This is a genomic window from Clostridium thailandense, from assembly GCF_019207025.1.
Lineage (GTDB): Bacteria > Bacillota > Clostridia > Clostridiales > Clostridiaceae > Clostridium_AM > Clostridium_AM thailandense.
On record NZ_JAEEGC010000018.1, the window covers coordinates 42365 to 63998 of the forward strand.

The following is a 21634-nucleotide window of genomic DNA, read 5'->3' on the forward strand; positions in this document are numbered from 1 at the left end:
TTGTGGATGTCATTTTATCAATTATAAACTAGTGATGGTTTTAATATTAAGCTATAAAACATGTCAACATTCCACAGTGTGTATATATCAATTACAATAAAAAGCTAAGAAAGGAGAGTATGATTACACAAGTTTTTAATGTGAGTATATCATACAACAAATATACTATGTCCTATATTAATGATCTTCGAACTTTCAAGGAAGAGGAGAAAGAGTTTCTAAAAAACTTAGAAGCCCAGGATCTTTCATATAATCAAGGAGAATTTTTAAAGGTTGATCCTTTTGATATGTGCAATAAGCATCTCATGACAAGCTGTTTTGGAAATAACAACAACAACCCCTATCTTTCCTGTGCAATGGCCCCTGCGCCAGGACAGACAGCTAAAGATTATACTCCTATTGAGGGAGACCCAGATAAGTGTTTGTCATTTCATATGGGATTTAATGAGGCTATTGTAATTATTGGAGAAACACCGCCGGAGGTCACCTATTTCAGCTATGGTGCCTATTTAAACTTACGTTATGTAGAGAAGCAGGACAGAAAACCAGTAGATATAAAAATAACGCCTATTCGTAACAAACCAATTAAGAGTATTAATGATCATCATGAACTGGTATATGGTTGTTTGGGTGAACCTTTGAATCTTTTAAAAATCAACACTCCAGGTACGAAAGAAGGCATACTTGATCACAATTGTCCATTTAATCAGCCATTTTTAATTATATTTACTTCAAATGAGGACTTGAGAAAGCAAATATATGAGGCGGCTGTCAAAGCAAATATTTCACGAGATTCTATAAACACTATAGTCATACCTCAGGACATTGTCAATTTAGGTATTGATGAGACTTGTGACACCGTTTCTATTCTCAATCGTATTTCAAATTGTAAGAAAGATAATGATAAGGATACTAAGAATGATGTTAAATTAAAGGCTTATATTAAAAGACCACCGGTGAATGCTTATAGAATCACAGCAAATTATAAAGGCGGATCTCCTATTTCTATTCCAAATTTAAGCGTTCGCGGCAATGGGAAGACGGAACTTCAGTATATTAAACCTGTAGAGGAGCTAAGAAAGAGAATACTGTCAGCTTATTGTGACGAATATGATGCAGTGGAACTTACCACAGATGTTTGGCTGCAAGAAAGCTATATTGCCATTCAACAAAACCTTAATGATTTAGGAGAAGGACGGGATACAAGTTATTTGGCAACGGGGTCATTTATATTGCCATATGAGGATGCTTTTTTAGTTGCATATGGAGTTAATCATGCCCAAACGAAGAAATGTACCTATTCAAATATTATAGTTTATGGCAGTAAATATGATAACGGAGTTGTCAGTGCAAATAGCAAGGAGATACTAGGCAGTGCCAAGGAATATTTTGAAGGTTCTGATGTTGATAAGCTTTATGCTTATAAGTTTGGCTTTCAAAACAATAAAAACTGTAATAATTACAAACAAATACCAAGTGCTGATCCTAAGACTTTTAAAGATAATCCACAAACAGAAAATATCAATCCAGCTGAAGAGATTTATATTGGTTTTAGGGCATATTTAGAGCAATGCACAAAGGTTGGGCCTTCTCCAAATGAGCTAATATTTGATAGGGTTATTCTTTTTATAAAAAAAGATCGTCATAAAAATTCATAACATTTATCTTTTGATGTACCCTCTAATCAGTTCATATATAAGCTTTGCAAGGATTAAAGTTACCCCCTTGCAAAGCTCTAAACATAAATATAGTAAATTTATAAACATCATGGTTAAAAGGACATTTAACACACAAAACTTTGGACATTCTGGGTTACAACAATGAATATCACCTTATTCTTTGGAATGTTACATTGTTAATGGATATATTTTTCCTATAAGATTATCTGTATAGGCTAGTTTTCCATCCACAGTTATTACAACAGCACCTATGCCCTTGATTGTATTAACTCTATGAATAATTGAAGCTGCATCTAATCCAAAGAATTTTGTAGTATATATATCGCAGTCCAGGGATTTATCAGCAATAATAGTTAAAGAGGCTATATTGCTTTCTATTGGATAACCTGTTTTGCTGTCAAATATATGGTGGTATTTAGTTCCATTCTTTTCAAACACTCTTTCATATATTCCTGAAGTTACAACGGATTGATCTCTTATTTTCAGAGCTGCCACCGCATTTCCTCTTGGTAGAAATGGATTTTGTATTCCTACATTCCAGTCACCGCCTTTAGATGGTGATTCTCCAAAAACGAGAACATTACCTCCCATATCTACCATAGCTGAAACAGCACCATTCTCTTTAAAGAATTCCATAACTTTATCAGCAAAATAGCCCTTAGCTATGGCTCCAAGGTCTATCTCCATGCCTTTTTTAAGGAAATACACAGTGTTTTTTTCATCATCTAGCTGTATATTTTCAGGCTTTAAAAGTTCCAGTACCTTTGCTATAGCTTCTTTCTCTGGTACCTGTGCCTCTTCAAAACCTATTCTCCATAATTTTATTAATGGACCTATTGCAATATTTAAATATGAATTGTCACATAGACTATGTTTTTTTCCTATTTTTATCAACTCATATAGTTCCTCATTTACTTTTTGCGGAGCCAAGAAAGCTGTTTTTTTTAGCATAGCAAGCTGTGAAGTTTGGCTGTTGGCACTAAAGACTTCTTCATAATGAAGCAGCATGCCGCAAGCCTTTTCTGCAAGCTTTTCAGCAGACTCTCCCTTTATATAGAGAGAAATTTTTGTTCCCATAAGATGTATTATCTTTTTATACTCATTCATTTTCCTCACCTATATTGAAATTATTTTGCCCAGGAATTAGAAATGCATCTATAAGATCTTTATCAATGTCAGTTAGTTTTCTTTCACTGTGATATGCTATAAAATAATCTAAACTCAGCTCATCAATTGGAAGTTGATATATATTATATTCAGATGGACACTCCTTTACATAGACGCTTTCTGGTATAAAGGTCAGTCCCAAATTATTCATTGCAAGTTTATGTACAGTATTGATTTCGGTGCTTTCCATTATGATTTTGGGTTCCACCTTATAAAGGCTTAATAACTGATCTATCTGCTTTCTTATAGCAGAACCTTTGGCAGTTAGTATCAGCTTTTGACACAATAACTTGTTTATGTCGATAGTTCCTTCTTTAATAATAGCCACGTCTTTTTGATATAGATCACAGCAGCGAGGAATAATAGCAAGGTATCTATGTCTGCCCCAACTAATGGAGTTTAAGTTTGGAGAAATATTTCTTGAATTTTGTCCAATCCAAAAATCTAATTCACCATTTTGAGTGAGTTTCTCATTTTTTTCTGGTAAAGCCTCTGAAAGCTCTATTCTACAGTTTGGATGTGTATTCAAGAACTTTGGTAAAAAAAGAGGTAAAAGGTAGGTTCCAAGGCTAGGAAGCACTCCTATCCTTATAACTTTGTTATCTATATCTGACACAGCTGATATTTCCCTAAGGAGCTTCGCATAATTATTTTCCATTGAAGTTAAATACTGATAATATATCTTCCCCTGCTCCGTTAATCGATATGGCAGTTTACTGCGACTTATAAGCTCACAGTTTAACTGAGTTTCTATCCTTTTAATAACCTGTGTCAAATAAGGTTGAGAAATATAAAGTGATTTGGCAGCCTTGCCATAATTACTATGTTTTAAAATGGCATCAATATAAAATAATATATCCTGAGAGTAGTATTTTGACATTTAACTCATCCTTTTGTAAGATAATTAACTTATTTATTCTTGTGCTTGATTATAACAAATATGTTATCAAACTTCAATAAATAACTATTAGATATAATGTATTTAAAATGTTAAAATTATATCAAAGAATTACTAAAGATTATGAAATTTTGAAATACAGAAAGGGGATCACTATGAAATATTTAGCAATTGTAGGTACGAACTCAGATGTGTCAACTAATCGTATGCTGCTTCAATTTATGCAAAAGCATTTTTTAAGTATGGCGGAGATAGAACTATATGAAATTAAGGATTTACCTGCCTTTAATGAACCAGAGGATTCTGATATTCCTCTAAAGGTAGCAGAATTATCCGATAAAATTCTTAAAGCAGATGGAGTAATAATAGCAACTCCAGAGTATGATCATGCTATACCTGCTGTTTTAAAAAGTGCTCTTGAATGGATTAGTTACACTAGTCAAGCACTTACTGATAAGCCTGTTCTAATAGTGGGGGCTTCTCATGGTACACTTGGATCTTCTCGTGCACAGGCACATCTTAGACAAATACTTGATTCACCTGAGCTTGCTGCTAGAATTATGCCAAGTAGTGAATTCCTTTTGGGAAAATCACAGAGTGCATTTAATAGTGAAGGAAATCTTATCTATCAAGATAAGCTAGCAGAGCTTGAGGAAATTTTCAGAGAGTTTCTTTTATTTACAGATATTACATCAAAACTTTTAGCAGAAAAAGTTTCAAATAAAAAAGTTAAAAAATTCACTTGGCAAGAGTAGGAGGATTAATAACAATGAAATTTATAGCAATTGTTGGAACTAGTGCAAAAAGATCATATAATCGTAAACTACTTCAGTTTATGAAAAAATATTTTGAATCAAAGGCAGAAATAGAAATACTTGAGATTACAGATGTTCCTATGTTTAATCAATCTGATAATCAATCCTCAAGTGAAGTGATACAGATGTTCAATGATAAGATTACGGCAAGTGACGGTGTTATTATAGCTACTCCTGAGTATAATCACTCAATTCCATCCAGTCTTAAAAGCTTAATTGAATGGTTAAGTTTTGACCTTCATCCACTTGCTGGCAAACCAGTAATGATCCTTGGAGCTTCTCTTGATGTTCAAGGTTCTTCCCGTGCACAACTGCATCTTCGCCAAATCCTAGATGCACCAGGTGTTGATGCAAATGTAATGCCAGGATATGAATTTTTACTTGGAAGCGCACATAAAGCCTTTGATGAAGAAGGCAATCTAAAGGATGAAAGAACCATAGACTTCTTAGAAATATGCTTACTACGCTTTATGCGTTTCTCAAAGATTGCAAATCAGCTAAACGAAGAAGAAGAGTTTTCCTTTGAACCAGGAGAATATGAAGTAAAGGCAATAGGTCACGGCGGAAGTCTTCCAATGAAGGTATCTTTTAGTGAAAAGAGAATAGAAAGTATAGATATAGATACAGAAGGCGAGACAGAAGGACTTGCAGATGTGGTTTTTGTAAGAATACCAGATAAAATAATTGAAGGACAGACATTAAATGTTGATGCTCTTTCTGGTGCTTCTGAAACTAGTAATGCTGTACTAGATGGTGTAGCCAAAGCAATTAAGCTTGCAGGAGTTAACCCTGACATCCTTAAGAGACGTCCAAAGCCTGCTAGCAGTCTATTAAGAGAAGACGAAGAATATACTTGTGATGTAGTAGTTGTAGGCGGAGGCGGTGCTGGACTAAGTGCAGCTGCAACAGTGCTGCAAAATGGCTGTAGTGCTATTGTTATTGAGAAATATCCAGCAGTAGGTGGAAATACCATACGTTCAGGTGGTCCTGTCAATGCTGCAGATCCAGAATGGCAGAGACAGTTTGAAGAAAATCCAGGAGAAAGACATACTATTGAAGAATTACTAGCTACAGATGAGAGCTTAATTCATCCAGAATATATAGAGGATTTCCGTGCACTTAGAGAAGAATTTTCTGCTTACAAGAAAAAGTTTGACACACAAAAGGGACATCTATTTGACTCTCCACTACTTCACAGAATGCAAACATATTTTGGTGGTAAAAGAACGGACCTTAATGGAAACACCATATATGGACAATATGACCTGGTAAAGATACTTACTGACAGAGCTTTAGAAAGTGTTAAATGGCTAGAGGAAATAGGGGTTGAGTATGATAAGAGCTTAGTATTTGCTCCTGTTGGTGCACTTTGGCGCCGTGGTCATAAGCCGGTGAAAAATTATGGAACAGCCTTTATACTTGCACTATCAAAATATGTACAAGAAAACTGTGGAAAAATCATTACTGATAGCCCTGTAAAAGAATTTATTATAGAAGATGGTGAAATAAAAGGAGTTATAGCAACTGGTGTCAATGGCCAAAAGATAACTGTTCATGCAAAAGCAGTAGTGCTTGCAAGTGGTGGTTTTGGTGCAAACACAAAGATGCTAAAAGAATACAACACTTACTGGAGCAATATTGATGATAATATAAGAACTACCAATTCCTATGCTATGACTGGTGATGGAATATTACTTGGTAAATCTGTAGGAGCAGCACTTACAGGAATGGGCTTTACTCAAATGATGCCTGTAGCTGATCCTGAAACTGGTGAATTATTCAGTGGAGTTCAAGTACCTCCTGAAAACTTTGTAATGGTAAATAAAGAAGGAAAAAGATTTATTAATGAATTCTCTGGAAGAGATGTTTTAACAAAAGCTGCTATTGACCAGGGTGGTTTATTCTACCTTATAGCCGATGATGAAATAAAGAAAACTGCGGCTAATACAAGTCAAGAAAAGCTAGACCGTCAGGTAGAAGCTGGTACTCTATTTAGAGCAGATACACTAGAAGAGCTAGCAGTAAAAGTTGGTATGGAGCCTGCAGTTCTTGTAGACACAATTAATAAATATAATTCCTATGTTGATGCAGGCTTTGATCCTGAATTTCATAAGGATACCTTTAGCTTAAAAGTTTTAAAGGCACCGTTTTATGCCACTCCTAGAAAGCCAGCAGTTCATCATACAATGGGCGGACTTAAGATAGACACTAAAGCCCATGTATTAGATGAAAATGATAAATGCATTAAAAATCTTTATGCTGCTGGAGAAGTTGCTGGAGGCATCCATGCAGGTAACCGTCTTGGCGGTAATGCATTAACTGATATATTTACCTTCGGAAGAATTGCTGGTAAAACTGCAGTTGATGAAATGAAATAGTTAATGTTTATATAATTAAAATAAGAAATTTTAATTCCAAACTTTGGTCTGAGAAAATGAGTATATGAACTGGCAAGGTACCAGATACAAAGGAAAAGAGTCTATGACACGCATAAGTAAAAATGTGGTTATAGGCTCTTTCTCTTGTCTTTCAAATATTGAAGTTACTAAAATCAAAAGAGGACTGAAGCTTATGGAAAAGGAACTTAGTGTGAAAGCCAGGAAAACGGATAAAAAGTTATATTTTCCTACTTTCCATATTTTTATTAAAAAAGGTTCTGCAAGTAGAGGTCTTGATAGCGCAAAATAATCTATATTTGTCCTTCCTTGCTGTTATAAATCAAGATTTACTACAGTCCTACCTATTAGTTTTCCTTCAAGAATCCCCTGAATTTTTGTATCTAAATCCTTTAGTGATACTTCCTGAACGTTTAAAGTTAAGTTATCAGGTTTCCATTCATTTGAAAGTAAATTCCATAGCTTTAATCTTAAGTCTCTAGGACATTGAACAGAATCTACTCCAAGGAGAGATATACCTCTAAGTATAAATGGATATACAGTTGTTGAAATCTCAGGAGAAGCAACATTTCCACAGGAGGTTACACTTCCACCATATTTAGTGGATTTAAGTGCTGTTGCTAGAATATTTCCACCAACTGTATCTATTACTCCAGCCCATCTTCCTTTTAGAAGGGTTCTTCCGGACCTATCATCTAATTCTTCTCTGAGAATTATATCTTTTGCTCCCATTTCTAATAATATATCTTTTGTTTCAGGTTTGCCTGTAGTAGCGATAACACTGTACCCAAGCTTACTTAGGATGCTTACTGCGATGCTTCCTACTCCACCGGTTGCACCAGTTACTAATATATCTCCATCAGATGGAGTAATACCTGATGCTACTAGTTTATATAGAGATAAAGCAGCTGTAAAACCTGCAGTGCCATATATCATACTTTGCATCAGTGAGAGACTTTCAGGTAATTTAACTACCCAGTCAGCAGGAACTCTGATATACTGTCCGTAGCCTCCTGGAGTGTTCATGCCTAAGTCATACCCCGTAACTAGTACAGGATCTCCAATCTTAAAATTTTCATTGATACTTTCAGCCACAATTCCAGCAGCATCTATTCCTGGGGTATGAGGATAGTTTCGTGTTACTCCTTTATTGCCCGTTGCTGAAAGGGCATCTTTATAATTTAAAGATGAATACTTTACATTAATTAATACATCTCCCTCAGGAAGACTAGAAATTTCTTTATCTACAATTTCTTTTGAATAGGTATTGTTTTCATTTTCACTTACTACCATGGCTTTAAATTTTTCCGTTGTCATTAATTTAAATTCTCCTCTCTAAAATAATAGTTTGATGCAAAACTAATTATATATAGAAAATAGTTTTGTGTCAAACTATTTTTCCAAGTGATATATATTGACTTATACTTTTCCATAGGATTATAATTTACATGATTAGTTAAGTTATGTAATTAAGTCTAAAGTTGAGGTTTTTATATGAATGATAAATATATAGTATATTTTATAAGCAGAACTAGAAAGAAAATGATAAGCTTTATCGAGAAGCAATTGCTTGAAAACGGTCTAGATGGGCTGATTTCTTCACATGGCAACATTCTTACCGCTCTATATGAAAATAATGGAAAGTTAACAATGAAGAGAATTGCTGAAATAACTGGAAAAGATAAATCAACAATAACACCATTGGTAAATAAGCTATTGGAACTTGGATATATAACAAAGATAAAAGATGAAACAGATAAAAGAGTTACCTATATAATACTTACTAGCGAAGGTAACAAGATACAAGATAAGTATAAGGCTATTTCTAATGAAGTGTATGCTACTGCCTATAAAGATTTTTCACAAGAAGAAAAAGAGATATTTTTAAAGCTATTAAAGAAAATAAGTAATAATTTCAATTCAAATACTTAATCAGAGAGAACTAAGCATAATATGTTTTATCAAAATTTATCGTTATTAAAAAGTTTGGAAGTATAAAAGTTGATATTATAAATCAAATAAAAGTAAAATTACATGATTTATTTAGAAGAGAAGCCCTAAATTTAAGGGGCTTAATTTTTTAGTTTTAAAAAATCAATTATCTGTTGAGGATATAAGAGATTTTTCTCTTTATTTTGATGAAGAACTGTTTTATCCATGGCGAACAGAAAGACGTACTTAATGATAAGATTGGGTATCGTGTTCATAGAAAAAACAATTCAAAAAAGAGATGTGTTTATGGCAGGTGATGAATTGTCTGTATATGAGATTAAAATAAAAGGACAACCTTTAAAATTTGGAATACAACTCTGTAGAGAAGCACAAAAGGTTATAGGTAAGTAATATGGCAAAATATACAATATTTATAAGGGTGTGAAAGTATGAAAAAAATAATAGAAGTAAATGGATTAGTTCGTCTAAAGGATTTAGATGACACAATTTCCATAGAACTTAGATATGCTAGTGAAAATAACTTCACTGGAAAAAAAATATATCCTATAGACATATGTGTACTTAGAAGAACTACTGCAGAAAAGTTAGTTAAGGTAAATGAAGAAGTAAAAAAGAAAGGCTATAGAATAAAGGTTTGGGATGCATACCGACCTGTTTATGTACAACAACTTTTTTGGAATGTGCTGCCAGATGATAGGTTTGTAGCTAACCCAGCTAAGACTGGTTCTAAACATAGTTATGGAGCTGCAGTAGACGTAACTTTGATAACAAATAATGGAGAAGAACTTAAAATGCCTTCATCCTTTGATGATTTTTCTATAAAAGCAAGAAGAGATAATCCAAATATAGAGGAAGAAGTAAGAAAAAATTTAAATTATTTAACAGAAACAATGTGTAAATTTGGTTTCGACTATATAGATTCCGAATGGTGGCATTATGTAGATTCTGAGTGGAAAAAATATGATATTTTAGATGTAAAGTTAGATAAATTTATATAAACTATTTCATAAAAACAAGGATATAAAAGGGCTGTCGCACTATAAAGAAATGCACCAGAAAGTTAACTTATACGCAGGTAGGTGTTTCCAGAGCTGAAGACACATATAAAAACTTATTAATCAATCTTAGCGAAGTATTTTAGAAAATCTTAGGACCTTTGATATGTTTGAGGCACGAGTTTATCAAAGTTTCTTAGATTTTCAAAATACTGAGCTTTAGATTGATAAGAAGTTTTTATAGTGTTGAAGCCTGTAAACACCTACCGGAGTATAAGTTAACTTTCGGTGATTATTCGCTATAGTGCGACAGCCCTTTTATATCACATTACTTTTGAATATAAGCTTTGTCAAAGAATGTCATTCCAAGTGGTGATTTATGAACGCCTTTTACATAGTCTTTGGAACAACCAATACTTACATAAAAGTAAATTGGTATTATTGGCATATCATTCATAAGTATATCTTCTGCATCATGAAGCAATTGCATTCTCTTTGCAGGGTCCTTTTCTGCTTTAGCATTGGATATTTTTTTATCATATTCAGCATTACTGTATCCAGTATTGTTGTTGCCACCATTTGTTATCCATACATCAAGGAAGGTCATAGGGTCGCTATAGTCTGCAATCCAACTACCTCTTGCAGTTAAATAATCTTTGTTTTTTCGTGTATTCATAAATACTTTCTTTTCTTGATTTATTATTTCAACGGTTATTCCTAAATTTTTTCTCCACATATCTTGGAGTGCTTCAGCTATATTCTTGTTGTCTTCTCCTGTATTATATAAATAGCTTAATTTAGGGAAACCTTTTCCATCAGGGTAGCCAGCTTCAGCTAAAAGTCTTTTTGCTTCTGCAACATCTCCTTCTGGTTTATAGTAATCTTTATTTCTAAAGTCTTTGCCAGATTTATCTTCCATAATTCCATTACTTACAAAAGCAGTAGCAGGCTTTTGGCCACCTTTAGTTACATTTTGTACCATTTGCGTCCTATCAATACTTAAAGCTAAGGCTTTTCTAACTTTTGGATTGCTTAGAGCTTTAGCGGCTTCAGCATCTACTCCTTGAGCATTAGAGGATACATTCAATGAAACATAACAGGTTCCAAGATAAGGATAAACCTTAGCAATACCCTCTTTTAGAAGGTTTGGTGTTTCTTGAAGTGGTGGTGCTTCCATAAAATCTATTTGTCCAGCTCTAAAAGCTGAAAGAGCACTGGAAGGTTGTTCAATTAGCTTAAATTGCAAAGAATCTAATTTTATAGATTTTGCATTCCAGTAGTTTTCATTTTTAACAAAATTAATAGAATCCTTTAACTTCCATTCTTTCATTTTAAAAGGTCCATTACACACAAAAGTATCTGGTTTATTTGCCCATGCTTTTGAATCTTTTTCAACAATATCTTTTCTTACTGGTGCATAGGTTGGAAAAGTTGTAAGTGATAAGAAATAACTAGTAGGATATTCAAGAGTAACTTCTAATTTACTATCGTCTATAACTTTTATACCTAGATCTTCAGCTTTGCATTTTCCCTTATTAAAATTTTCACCATTTTTTATGTAGAAAAGCTGATAAGCATATTCAGATGCAACCTTAGGGTCTAAAGCTCTTTGCCAAGCATATTTAAAATCTTCTGCTTTAACAGGCTTTCCATCTGACCATTTAGCGTCCTTTCTTAAATTAAAAGTATATTTTAATCCATCTGGCGAAATTTCCCATTTTTCGGCAACTCCAGATACAGGATTTTCTTTTTCATCCAATCTTAGCAGGCCTTCGAAAGAATTTGCAGCTACTGTTAGCCCCTCACTAGTATTAGTTAAGCCTGGATCTATGGTCTTTGGTTCGGCACCAAGATTATATCGTATAGCTTGGTCTTGTTTTGAAGCAGCAGTATCCTTTACAGCACATCCTACTAAAGCTGTCGTGCTTATCATAGCAGAAATAGTAATAGCAATAAGCTTAGTAAATTTAAATTTCACTAATTTCCCCCTCCTTTTGTTAAAAACAAAGAAAATATATTTTTAGAATATTCTATTATTACTAAATTGTACCTAAAAAACTTTTTTTTTGCAACAATTTTTGATTTTCGCGCAGCTTGCTAGGGATGTGAAATTTGGTAATTGTTTTACATTATGAGAGATGGTAGTAAAATTAAAAGAAATTATGAAGTGGATAAAGAAAAAAGAGAAGAAGATAAGGCAAGGTTAGAATTGGCTAAAGAAAATATTATAGAAAATATATTGGAGAATAAAAGTATAGTATTTACAGGAGATACTTTAAAAAGCAGAGTAGAAATGTCTGAACTTGCGATTAAATATGGTGGAATTGTAAAAAGTAGTGTAAGCAAAAAAACAGACATATTAGTTGTAGGTGAAAATCCAGGTGGTAAATTGAGTAAAGCTCAAGAGTTAGGGATTGAAATATTGTCTGAGGATGAGTTTTTAAAGTTGATAAATAGAAGCTAAATATAAGTTGCAATAATGATGTTAGGCTGTATGGGGTCAAGCCTTCGAAGAAACCAAAGCACATTCCTTCACCGGTGCAAGCACGCCAAGGAGGTATTCCGCTAGGGCCCGGTTCAGGAACGTCTTGAATGCGAAACGTTAGAGGAAATGGTAGAAAGGATAGGTTCATGTTAAAGAAAATAATACATATGAAAAGCGGTTTGATTGTCCTTATTTACCATTAAATAAGGAGAGCACTGTGGTTTAGCCCTGTTAATAGATTGACATTAGCAAGCTCAGACATCAAGAGAAAGGCGAACTTTTGGGTTCGCCTAGTACCCCTAGGATCTATTGTTTAAACTTGATTTATTATACTTTTACTTCTCCAATGACCAAAGGAATAATATAGAAATCTTATTGCAAGTCCACCTGTCCATCCAATAGGTGCTGCTATCCATACACCATTTATACCTATTTGGTGAGATAAAACAATTGCAACTGGTACCTGCATAAGACATAATGACACAATAGTTGCTGTCATTGGAATAAATGAACATCCTGCTCCTATTAATGCACCATTTATTATTTGCATTGCAGAAAATACTATATAAAATGATCCTATTATCCTAAGATAGTTTATGCCTATCTTTATTACAGCTTCATCATTAGTAAATAAGCATATCAAATATTTAGGGAATGCCATAATTATAATAGTTATTATTATTGAAATCACTGTTCCCATTATCAAAGACCCACGATATCCCTTATTTACCCTATCATGTAGATTTGCTCCAATATTTTGAGCCACAAAATTTGATAATGCTTTTCCTAAATTTATAGTAGGAATTTCAGCAAAAGAATCTATTTTACTTGCTACAGTATATGCTGCCATTGCACTTGCTCCAAAGCCATTTATTAAAACTTGTATTGTTAAAAATCCTATACTAACAAATAATTGCTGCATAACAGATGGAATTCCTATTTTCAAACTCAATTTAAGTATTTTCATATCAAATTTGATATGTTTTAAATTAAATCTAAATTGAGGATAAATTCTACTCATATAGATATAGGTACCTATAAAGGCAAAGGCTTGAGAAATTATAGTTCCAAGTGCAGCTCCTTGTATTCCTCTTTTTAATAATATTATAAATACTATATCTAAAATAATATTTAACACAGCAGATATAATAAGGAAATATACAGAAGTTTTTGAATCTCCTAGTCCCCGCAGCACATTAGTAATGGTATTATATCCAAATGAACAAATGGTTCCTATAAGAATTGTGTTAATAAAAATTTTTGCTAGAGGCAGTACCTCTAATGGCACTTTGAAGAATATTAATATAGGTTCACTAAAACAAATTCCAATTACTGTTACCATAATTGAAAGAATAAATGAAAATACATAACTTGTGTCTATAGCTTTCTTTATATTATCCATATCCTTTGCACCATAATATTGAGAAATTATTACACTTGTGCCCATTGTTATTCCCATAGATAGTGCCAGCAGCAACAATATTATATTAAAGGAAAATCCAACTGCTGCTAAATCGTTCTTCCCTAAAAAATTTCCTACTATAATACTGTCTATTATATTGTATAATTGTTGAAATAAATTGCCTATTAGTATAGGTACAGAAAATTTCAATATGACTTTATACTCATTTCCAACTGTTAAATCTTTCATAAACCTTTCTTATCTCCTATTTCCACTTAAATTATAGAATTTAATTACTACATGTAGTATATTTAAATTGTAAAACATGGATTTTTTCAATACAATAATAGTTATTTCAAGGTGGGCTAGTACAGATGTTATAGGGGGCAGGACATTTGATGAAGTATGAAGACATTATTAATTATTTAAAAAACAGCATATTAGATGGAAGTATTCTTCCTGGGCAGAAGTTACCTTCCCTAAGAGATATTTGTTGTCAATTTCAATGCAGCAAAATTACTGCTGTTAAGGTTTATGATTTGTTAGAAAAACAGCATATTGTATATTCTATACCTAAAAGTGGACATTATCTTATTGAAAATCATTTGGATTTAAAGGATACTATTCTTAATAAAGATATAAACTTCTCCACATCTATTCCAAATAGCTGTACTTTACCTTATGATGACTTTCAACATTGTTTAAATCAATCAATGGATTTAAATAAAAGACATTTCTTTTCACATACTGAAACTCAAGGTCTAAAAAGTTTAATTCATGTAATATCAAAACAATTGCAAAACTATCAAGTATTTTCTAATAAGGAAGATCTTTTTATAACAACAGGTTCACAACAGGCTATTAACATATTGACAATGATGGAATTTCCAAATAATAAAAAGAATGTACTTATAGAGCAGCCTACATATCATGGAATCATTAAAGCCTTGGAACTTAATAATATAAATACTATTGGAATACAGAGAACTGGTGATGGAATAGATTTTAATCAGCTTGAGAAGATATTTAAATATAATGATATAAAATTTTTTTATATCATTCCAAGATTTCATAATCCTACAGGCTTTTCTTATTCAAATAAGGAAAAACAGCAGATACTAGAGTTAGCTAAAAAATATGATGTTTTTATAGTAGAAGATGATTATCTAGGAGACCTAGAAGTGAATAAAAAATGTGATCCTATATATGCTTTAGACTATTCATCTAGAGTTATATATCTAAAGACCTATTCTAAAATATTATTTTCAGAACTAAGAATTTCAGCGGTTGTTCTTCCAAAAGTATTGGTAAATACTTTTCATGAATATAAGAAATGGACTGATTTAAACACATCTATTCTTTCACAAGGCGCCTTAGAAATCTATATAAAAAGCGGCATGTTTAATGAACATACAAAAAAACTTAGAAAAATCTACTCTGAAAGAATGAGTTATCTTAGTGAATTAACAAAAGGTTTAGATAACACTAAGCTAAAATGGTCTATTCCTGATTCAGGATTTTTTGCAAGTTTTGAAATTAATGATAATATAGGAGTTAAAAACTTTATTAAAGCACTAGAAAGAAAAAATGTGTTATTATCAGACTCTAGTATATTCTATTTAAAAAACAATATGAGTAGTAATTTAATAAGGCTGAGCATTAGCAATACTGACACCAATGAAATTAAGAAAGGGATTTCTATTATTTTAGGAGAAACTATTAGAAATTAAATTGCAACACATCTTCTTGAGGGAGGTACTGATTTAAGGTTTATACAAGAACTGTTAGGACATTCAAGTTCAAAAATGTAGCGATAAACTCGTTTTTGTTCACAGTTTTTGCGGCACTTGTCAAAATTAGAATCATCATAAACTGTTGGGGTCCAGTTCATCAACGTCTTGAATGTGAGACGTTATGTGACAGAAAAAACTAGTTCAGTAATTTATAGATAAGGAGAAGGATTTTGCTTAAAGATGATATTAAAAAATTAAAAGAAAAGGAAATGTTTAAGGATTTGGAGCATAATGTATTTTTATCTAATGCATTTTTCATATTACTTATTTTTTTTGTATTATGGGCAGGAAGTTTTTTTACAGGTAGATACATATCTGCATATATTTTAAAAGGTGTTACTGATGAAACTTTAAAATTATCATTGCGAAGAATTATAACATGTGGTTTTCAAATTAGCATATTTTTTATATGGGTAAGATTTATAGAGAAAAGAAAAATTTTGACTCTTGGGTTTAGACATAACAAAAGAGCATACAATTTTTTTATAGGTTTTTTCATAGGTATTACTACAATTACGATGATAACTATTGCTTTATTCCTTGTAGGAGCAATACATATTGAAATTAGAAAAAACATTAATATGAGTATAAATACATATTTGGGAATAGTCGTAATTGTGGTAAGTTGGCTTATCCAAAGTGTTTCAGAAGAGATAGGAATAAGAGGTTGGTTAATACCACTTTTAGGAGCAAAGTATAATGTTGCAATAGCTATATTAACTACTTCTGTTGTATTTGGAATTTTACACCTTTTTACGCCAGCAGCAACGGTGTTGTCATTTGTAAACTTAATTTTATCAGGTGTTTTCTTTGCTTTATATGCTATAAGCGAAGATTGTCTTTGGGGAGTTTGGGGGTGTCATTTTGGTTGGAATTTAGCATTAGGAAATGTGTATGCATTTAGCGTAAGTGGATTTTCATCAACTGATTGTACAATATTTAAAATCAATGTTGTTGGAGCTAATTTATTAACAGGAGGTTCATTTGGACCTGAAGGTGGATTATTGGCTACATTAGCTCTGATTATGGGAATAATAATCTTTATCTTTAGGCTTCAAAGAAATATTATATAGAAAGAAAAAATGAAATAATTTATTTAAGGAAGATAATAAATTAGGTGCATTAACTAATATATTATATATAGCAAGTTATTTATAAAATTAAAAATTCAGATTGGGCACGTGAATCTCTCACTAAACGGATATAGAAATACAATGGAGTTACCATAAAAATTGATGCTATAATAGACAAACAGATTAAGCTACTATTTATTTAAATATTTGTGGATGGGGGTGTTGGTTAGTGTATCTATATTATGAGGTGGTTTTAGAAATTTCCTTACTACCATCGGAGTGTCAATTTAAATTAAGTGATCATGTTAAAGAGATAGGAGATTGTGCCCATAAGTTTAATTTAGAAAATGAAGAGAATAGTATATTTCCATATGATATTGACAATAACAAACTAGGCTGTTTCATCAGAGTAAATAGGAATACTAATAACATAATAATGATAAACAATTTTAAGAAATTATTATATGATAATAGATCTGAATGGTTTAAAACAAATGATAATGTAGAAATAGAAAAAAGGGTAAAGACCTCTATGGTTACTAGAATAGAAAGAGACGTTTGCTTAGATATGTTAAAGGAGATAAGTAATATTGAGGGTTCTTTATTAAACATTGAAGATTATAAGAGGTTTCTGAGTTCTGAAAAAAGTTCCTTTAATGAGGCTGATGATAGTACATTTAACCTTAATGAAGCTTTTTCAATTTTTAAAGGCATTGTGGGATTAGAGGAATTTAAAAAGGAAATGAAAGCTATTTCTAAGTTTGCTGATTACAGCAGGAAAATAAAGAAGGAGTTCAATACCAAAGTTACCTTTCCTTATCATTATGTTTTTACTATTGATGAAGGAATGGGCATAACCTCCATATTAAATCTTATGGCAGAATATTTTAATAAACTAGGCATTATAAGTTCTCCTAATGCTATAGAGTATAAGGAACCTATAGGCTCTGAAACAAACGAAGGAATTAAAAATACACATTTTAAAGCAGTCAAAGACTATGGAATGATAGGAATTAATATAGGGCCGCATTTTGGCGATGCAGGATCCTATTTAGATAATCTTACGGAGTTATTATGGGAGTTTAGAGGTAAAATGGTATTTGTTTTTATAAATAACTGCAGAGATGAGCTAAAGTTAAAATATCTTCTAGAAAAAATAAAAAGTAAAATAAATTGTCATCATATTAATTTTAAACCTTATACAAATGAAGAACTATTTCAAATTACAGACAGGCTTCTAGATAAAGAAGGTTTTCGGATGAGTGTGCAGGCAAAGGATTATTTAGAGAGAAGAATAGATATTGAGAAGGAAAGAGGGAGTTTTAGAAGTATAAGGACTATCCAGAAGATAATTGATGAGGTATGGGTGGAGAAGTTATTCAGGCTTAATGAGATGAATGAAACTTGTGATACCCTGACAGCAGAGGATTTTAAGGTAACAGAAGATGATAACAATCTAATAAAAAATGATATGTGGGCCGAGCTAGATGAAATTATAGGACTTGATGATGTAAAGAAAAGAATAAAAGAAATAGTAGCAAATACACGGGTAAAAAAGAAATTAAGAGAGATAGGAATAATAGATGAAAATGACTGCTATCATATGTTCTTTTTAGGAAATCCAGGCACAGGAAAGACAACTGTAGCAAGAATACTTGGGAGAATATTTAAGGAAATAGGTGTTCTTGATAAAGGAGAAGTTCATGAGGTAAGCCGTGAAAGTCTCGTAGGAAAGTTTGTTGGACATACTGCACCTAAAGTGAGAGAAAAGGTAAAAGAGGCTTTAGGTTCTATTCTTTTTATAGACGAAGCCTATAGTATTTACGGTGGAGATGACAAAGTGGATTTTGGTTATGAGGCCATATCAACTTTGGTAAAGGAAATGGAAGATAATCGGGATAATCTAATAGTTATAATGGCTGGTTATCCTAAGGAGATGGAAATCTTCATGAATATGAATCCGGGACTTATGGAAAGAGTTCCTTATAAAATAGAATTTGGAAATTACGATGCAAAAGAGTTAACTGAAATATTTTTCAAGCTTCTCGGCAAGGAGTATATACTTGAGCTTGGTGTATATGATAAGATATATGAATTGTTCTTAAAGATATATAGTAACGCTGGTAAAAACTTTTCTAATGGAAGAGTTTCCAGGAATATTGCTGAGAGATTGAAGGTGAAACATTCTATGCGAATATGTGAAGAGAATGACTTTTCAAAGGAAAATCTACTAACTATAAAATTAAAAGATATAGATATTTTGTACGAGGATGATTATATTTTAGAGAAAATCAATAATTCTAAGGGGAAAAATAAGGTTATAGGATTTAAAGATATATAATTATAACTCTTTTTAAATTATTTTTCTTACATCGAGAAGTTTTTGTGAAACTTTAGCTGAGCTTGCTAAAAATAGTTATTTTAATAGCAGGTAGTTTTGTAGACATGAGTTTGCTTTAATGATAATATATTATATGTTTCTTATTAAATAGAAAAGGATGGATGTTTATGAAATATTCAAGAAACCCGGGCACTATTCATACACCAGTTGCACCATATGTACATCAAATTGAAATAACAGGTACTAATAGATGGTTAACTTTATCAGGACAATTAGGTATGGATATAGATGGAGCAGTACCAGAAAATCCTTTAGAACAAATGAAATTAGCATTAGAAAATATTAAGAGAAACCTTGAAGCGGCTGAAATGGAAGTTAATGATTTAACTAAGATGGTATTTTACTTAGTTGGTGATTTTGAAGCTAACCATAGAAAAAAAATTATAAGTGATTTTCTTGGTGAACACCTTCCATGTACAACAATGGTTTATGTAGTTGCATTAGCTGCACCTGCTTTTAAAGTTGAAATTGACGCTTGGGCATGTAAAGAAGTTAGATAATAATTATATATGTTAAAAAAGATTCTGATTTAAAAGAAGATATATACAAAACTCTTAAAGAGTTAAAAATTAGCATAAAGGGCCATAAAATAAATTTCATAATTAATATCTCCTAAATAATTTATTTAATTATGTTTTAATGGTAAAATGTGTAGAAATAAAATTATGGGAGAGAAAATATTTATGACAGAAAAAGAAAAAATGTTAAATGGAAAACCATATAAGTCATTTGGAGAAGAATTATTAAATGAACGACAATATGCAAAAGAAATGCTATTTGATTATAACAATCTACGTCCAGGTGAAATTGATAAACGGAATGAAATTATAAAAAAATTGTTTGGCACCACTAAGAAATCCTTCTTTATTGAACCACCATTCAGATGTGATTATGGATATAATATATTTATTGGAGAAAATTTTTATGCGAATTATAATTGTACTATTTTAGACTGTGCAAAGGTTACAATTGGAGATAATGTTTTGTTTGCACCAAATGTAAGCCTTTTTACAGCTGGTCATCCAATTCATTTTGAGCCGCGAAACGAAGGTATTGAATATGCTTTTCCAATAACTATAGGTAATAATGTTTGGATAGGAGGCGGCGTTATAATAAATCCAGGAGTTAATATTGGTGACAATGTGGTAATTGGTTCTGGAAGTATTGTAACGAAAGATATAGAAGCTAATTCTATTGCCGTAGGTAATCCTTGCAGAGTAATAGGGAAAATTACTGATGAAGACAAACAATATTATTTTAAAAATCTTAAAATTGAATAAATTACCAATATATAAAAAGCACAAGAAGGTCAACATATTGCTATTATATTGAACAGCTTTTTTTAACGAACTGTAAAAAAACCTTTCTGTTATAGTTATAATTATTTAAGAATATAATTTAATTATACAAAAATGGCGTTCAAGTATGTATGAACGCCCTAAAAATTTAATTTGATTTATCCTTGTCAGTTTTACGAACTAAGCTTCCATCCCATTTTTGTATTTTATCCTTCAAATTAGATTTTATAGTATCAGCCTTCTCTTTAGTAATCTTATTCTCAGTAACCATTTGATCTATCTTTTGTGATTTTGCATCAATTATTGCCGCTCTAAGCTGATCTGCGGTCATACCTTTTTCTTTAGCTAAATCAAATGCGGTTTTTCCAGATTTAGCAGCAGCGTCTATTTGTTCTTTAGTAAAGCCTAATTTCTTTACTAATACTGAGTATGCTGGATTATGATGACCTCCCTTATGTTGATTTAAGTTTCCGTCCCAATTTTTTATCCTGTTAGTTAAATTAGTTTTCATAGCAGTGGATTCATCTTTAGTAATTTTTCCCTCAGTGACCATTTGATCTATTTTTTCTGATTTCGCATCAATTATTGCCGTTCTAAGCTGATCTTCAGTCATACCTTTTGATTTAGCTAAATCAAAGGCCGTTTTCCCAGCTTTAGCAGCATCCTCTATTTGTGTTTTAGTAAATCCCAATTTGTTTTCTAATATTGGATAAGCTGGATTACAAAAACCTACTTTATTATTCACACTAACCTCTACTTTATTAGTACTACTAGATGCGGTACTTGCTGATGCAGCTGCATGAACTGTAACAAATCCAAAGCTTAATGATAAAGTAATAGCTAAGGCTGTCATAATTTTAAAATTTCTTTTTAACATTAAAAAACCTCCAAAATAATTATGATTTTAATTACAAATACAATTTGGTAATTAATATATATATATTTTCCGTATTTTGTGGCAGTTTAATTACAAATTAGTTACGATTTTGTGAGTAAAATGTTAATATTATGTGAATAAATAAGGAATTTATAGTTTTAAGAGTTGAATATATAGCGAGAAAATAATTAATTTCCATCTTTTTAGCAAGTTCAACCTTTTAGGCCTAGAAAGTACCCAAGGAGTGTAAAATTTACGAAGCTTTAGCTAAGCTTGCTCTTAGGTGGTGGTAGTTCACGAAATTGATTTATAAGAAGTATAACTAGGCAGATTGCCAAGGAAGGCTTGTATTAAAGATCGGCCTCAAAGTCATAAATGTGAGGCTGATTTTTTAGAATATGT

At 31.8% G+C, this 21634-nt stretch carries 20 protein-coding genes; 14 read left to right on the forward strand and 6 right to left on the reverse strand.

Annotation, left to right across the window (positions count from 1 at the left end; translation table 11 throughout):
* The first annotated feature begins 119 nt into the window (after positions 1-119).
* On the forward strand, positions 120-1658 hold the full coding sequence (locus I6U48_RS04025; RefSeq protein WP_218319119.1) for a pterin-binding domain-containing protein: 1539 nt from the start codon (positions 120-122) through the stop codon (positions 1656-1658).
* 189 nt (positions 1659-1847) lie between these two features.
* On the opposite strand, the gene I6U48_RS04030 is transcribed toward I6U48_RS04025, so the two are convergent.
* Positions 1848-2786: an FAD:protein FMN transferase gene (locus I6U48_RS04030; RefSeq protein WP_218319120.1), complete on the reverse strand. Its 939-nt coding sequence runs from the start codon at positions 2784-2786 to the stop codon at positions 1848-1850.
* On the reverse strand, positions 2779-3726 hold the full coding sequence (locus I6U48_RS04035; RefSeq protein WP_218319121.1) for a LysR family transcriptional regulator: 948 nt from the start codon (positions 3724-3726) through the stop codon (positions 2779-2781). Before I6U48_RS04035 ends, I6U48_RS04030 begins: the two co-directional genes overlap by 8 nt.
* A gap of 173 nt (positions 3727-3899) precedes the next feature.
* Between I6U48_RS04035 and I6U48_RS04040 the strand changes: the two genes are divergently transcribed.
* The 3 genes from I6U48_RS04040 to I6U48_RS04050 all read left to right on the forward strand — a co-directional run bounded on the left by I6U48_RS04040 (position 3900) and on the right by I6U48_RS04050 (position 7247).
* Positions 3900-4499 carry an NADH:(hydroxy)cinnamate reductase subunit CrdA gene (locus tag I6U48_RS04040; protein ID WP_218319122.1) on the forward strand — a complete coding sequence of 200 codons (600 nt, stop codon included), beginning with the start codon at positions 3900-3902 and terminating at the stop codon, positions 4497-4499.
* 14 nt (positions 4500-4513) lie between these two features.
* Positions 4514-6937 carry an NADH:(hydroxy)cinnamate reductase subunit CrdB gene (locus I6U48_RS04045; protein WP_218319123.1) on the forward strand — a complete coding sequence of 808 codons (2424 nt, stop codon included), beginning with the start codon at positions 4514-4516 and terminating at the stop codon, positions 6935-6937.
* Between the two features lie 64 nt (positions 6938-7001).
* Entirely contained in the window at positions 7002-7247 is a 246-nt protein-coding gene (locus I6U48_RS04050; protein ID WP_218319124.1) for a hypothetical protein, read from the forward strand.
* Positions 7248-7270: 23 nt separating this feature from the next.
* Here I6U48_RS04050 and I6U48_RS04055 read toward each other — a convergent pair whose 3' ends face one another.
* Positions 7271-8272: a YhdH/YhfP family quinone oxidoreductase gene (locus tag I6U48_RS04055; protein WP_218319125.1), complete on the reverse strand. Its 1002-nt coding sequence runs from the start codon at positions 8270-8272 to the stop codon at positions 7271-7273.
* Positions 8273-8449: 177 nt separating this feature from the next.
* Here I6U48_RS04055 and I6U48_RS04060 point away from each other — a divergent pair, with 177 nt between their 5' ends.
* From I6U48_RS04060 to I6U48_RS04070, 3 genes are all read left to right on the forward strand, one after another.
* On the forward strand, positions 8450-8887 hold the full coding sequence (locus I6U48_RS04060; RefSeq protein ID WP_218319126.1) for a MarR family winged helix-turn-helix transcriptional regulator: 438 nt from the start codon (positions 8450-8452) through the stop codon (positions 8885-8887).
* A gap of 225 nt (positions 8888-9112) precedes the next feature.
* Positions 9113-9298 carry a hypothetical protein gene (locus tag I6U48_RS04065; RefSeq protein ID WP_218319127.1) on the forward strand — a complete coding sequence of 62 codons (186 nt, stop codon included), beginning with the start codon at positions 9113-9115 and terminating at the stop codon, positions 9296-9298.
* 38 nt (positions 9299-9336) lie between these two features.
* Positions 9337-9906, forward strand: coding sequence for a M15 family metallopeptidase (locus I6U48_RS04070; protein ID WP_218319128.1), 570 nt, complete (start codon positions 9337-9339; stop codon positions 9904-9906).
* 325 nt (positions 9907-10231) lie between these two features.
* On the opposite strand, the gene I6U48_RS04075 is transcribed toward I6U48_RS04070, so the two are convergent.
* On the reverse strand, positions 10232-11836 hold the full coding sequence (locus I6U48_RS04075) for a peptide ABC transporter substrate-binding protein (protein ID WP_218319161.1): 1605 nt from the start codon (positions 11834-11836) through the stop codon (positions 10232-10234).
* Positions 11837-12022: 186 nt separating this feature from the next.
* On the opposite strand from I6U48_RS04075, the gene I6U48_RS04080 reads away from it, so the two are divergent.
* On the forward strand, positions 12023-12367 hold the full coding sequence (locus I6U48_RS04080) for a BRCT domain-containing protein (protein WP_246615195.1): 345 nt from the start codon (positions 12023-12025) through the stop codon (positions 12365-12367).
* Positions 12368-12701: 334 nt separating this feature from the next.
* Here I6U48_RS04080 and I6U48_RS04085 read toward each other — a convergent pair whose 3' ends face one another.
* Positions 12702-14039 (reverse strand): MATE family efflux transporter, encoded by a 1338-nt coding sequence (locus I6U48_RS04085; RefSeq protein ID WP_218319129.1) that lies wholly within the window; start codon positions 14037-14039, stop codon positions 12702-12704.
* Between the two features lie 149 nt (positions 14040-14188).
* Here I6U48_RS04085 and I6U48_RS04090 point away from each other — a divergent pair, with 149 nt between their 5' ends.
* The 6 genes from I6U48_RS04090 (at position 14189) to I6U48_RS04115 (ending at position 20337) form a co-directional block, all read left to right on the forward strand.
* On the forward strand, positions 14189-15520 hold the full coding sequence (locus I6U48_RS04090; protein WP_246615197.1) for an aminotransferase-like domain-containing protein: 1332 nt from the start codon (positions 14189-14191) through the stop codon (positions 15518-15520).
* On the forward strand, positions 15521-15601 hold the full coding sequence (locus tag I6U48_RS30015; RefSeq protein WP_218319163.1) for a tyrosine-type recombinase/integrase: 81 nt from the start codon (positions 15521-15523) through the stop codon (positions 15599-15601).
* 152 nt (positions 15602-15753) lie between these two features.
* Positions 15754-16656 carry a CPBP family intramembrane glutamic endopeptidase gene (locus I6U48_RS04100; RefSeq protein WP_218319131.1) on the forward strand — a complete coding sequence of 301 codons (903 nt, stop codon included), beginning with the start codon at positions 15754-15756 and terminating at the stop codon, positions 16654-16656.
* Positions 16657-16885: 229 nt separating this feature from the next.
* Positions 16886-18997, forward strand: a complete 2112-nt coding sequence (locus tag I6U48_RS30285; RefSeq protein ID WP_218319132.1) for an AAA family ATPase — start codon at positions 16886-16888, stop codon at positions 18995-18997.
* Between the two features lie 167 nt (positions 18998-19164).
* Positions 19165-19557, forward strand: coding sequence for a RidA family protein (locus I6U48_RS04110; protein ID WP_218319133.1), 393 nt, complete (start codon positions 19165-19167; stop codon positions 19555-19557).
* Between the two features lie 183 nt (positions 19558-19740).
* Positions 19741-20337 carry a sugar O-acetyltransferase gene (locus I6U48_RS04115; RefSeq protein WP_218319134.1) on the forward strand — a complete coding sequence of 199 codons (597 nt, stop codon included), beginning with the start codon at positions 19741-19743 and terminating at the stop codon, positions 20335-20337.
* A 166-nt stretch (positions 20338-20503) separates the two neighbouring features.
* Here the strand turns inward: I6U48_RS04115 and I6U48_RS04120 are convergent, their stop codons facing one another.
* On the reverse strand, positions 20504-21232 hold the full coding sequence (locus tag I6U48_RS04120; RefSeq protein ID WP_218319135.1) for a hypothetical protein: 729 nt from the start codon (positions 21230-21232) through the stop codon (positions 20504-20506).
* Between the last annotated feature and the right edge of the window lie 402 nt (positions 21233-21634).

Coding starts and splice junctions, on each gene's coding strand:
- I6U48_RS04025 (WP_218319119.1), top strand. CDS start 120: ATGATTACACAAGTTTTTAATGTGAGTATATCATACAACAAATATACT.
- I6U48_RS04030 (WP_218319120.1), bottom strand. CDS start 2,786: ATGAATGAGTATAAAAAGATAATACATCTTATGGGAACAAAAATTTCT.
- I6U48_RS04035 (WP_218319121.1), bottom strand. CDS start 3,726: ATGTCAAAATACTACTCTCAGGATATATTATTTTATATTGATGCCATT.
- I6U48_RS04040 (WP_218319122.1), top strand. CDS start 3,900: ATGAAATATTTAGCAATTGTAGGTACGAACTCAGATGTGTCAACTAAT.
- I6U48_RS04045 (WP_218319123.1), top strand. CDS start 4,514: ATGAAATTTATAGCAATTGTTGGAACTAGTGCAAAAAGATCATATAAT.
- I6U48_RS04050 (WP_218319124.1), top strand. CDS start 7,002: ATGAACTGGCAAGGTACCAGATACAAAGGAAAAGAGTCTATGACACGC.
- I6U48_RS04055 (WP_218319125.1), bottom strand. CDS start 8,272: ATGACAACGGAAAAATTTAAAGCCATGGTAGTAAGTGAAAATGAAAAC.
- I6U48_RS04060 (WP_218319126.1), top strand. CDS start 8,450: ATGAATGATAAATATATAGTATATTTTATAAGCAGAACTAGAAAGAAA.
- I6U48_RS04065 (WP_218319127.1), top strand. CDS start 9,113: ATGGCGAACAGAAAGACGTACTTAATGATAAGATTGGGTATCGTGTTC.
- I6U48_RS04070 (WP_218319128.1), top strand. CDS start 9,337: ATGAAAAAAATAATAGAAGTAAATGGATTAGTTCGTCTAAAGGATTTA.
- I6U48_RS04075 (WP_218319161.1), bottom strand. CDS start 11,836: ATGATAAGCACGACAGCTTTAGTAGGATGTGCTGTAAAGGATACTGCT.
- I6U48_RS04085 (WP_218319129.1), bottom strand. CDS start 14,039: ATGAAAGATTTAACAGTTGGAAATGAGTATAAAGTCATATTGAAATTT.
- I6U48_RS04090 (WP_246615197.1), top strand. CDS start 14,189: ATGAAGTATGAAGACATTATTAATTATTTAAAAAACAGCATATTAGAT.
- I6U48_RS04110 (WP_218319133.1), top strand. CDS start 19,165: ATGAAATATTCAAGAAACCCGGGCACTATTCATACACCAGTTGCACCA.
- I6U48_RS04115 (WP_218319134.1), top strand. CDS start 19,741: ATGACAGAAAAAGAAAAAATGTTAAATGGAAAACCATATAAGTCATTT.
- I6U48_RS04120 (WP_218319135.1), bottom strand. CDS start 21,232: ATGTTAAAAAGAAATTTTAAAATTATGACAGCCTTAGCTATTACTTTA.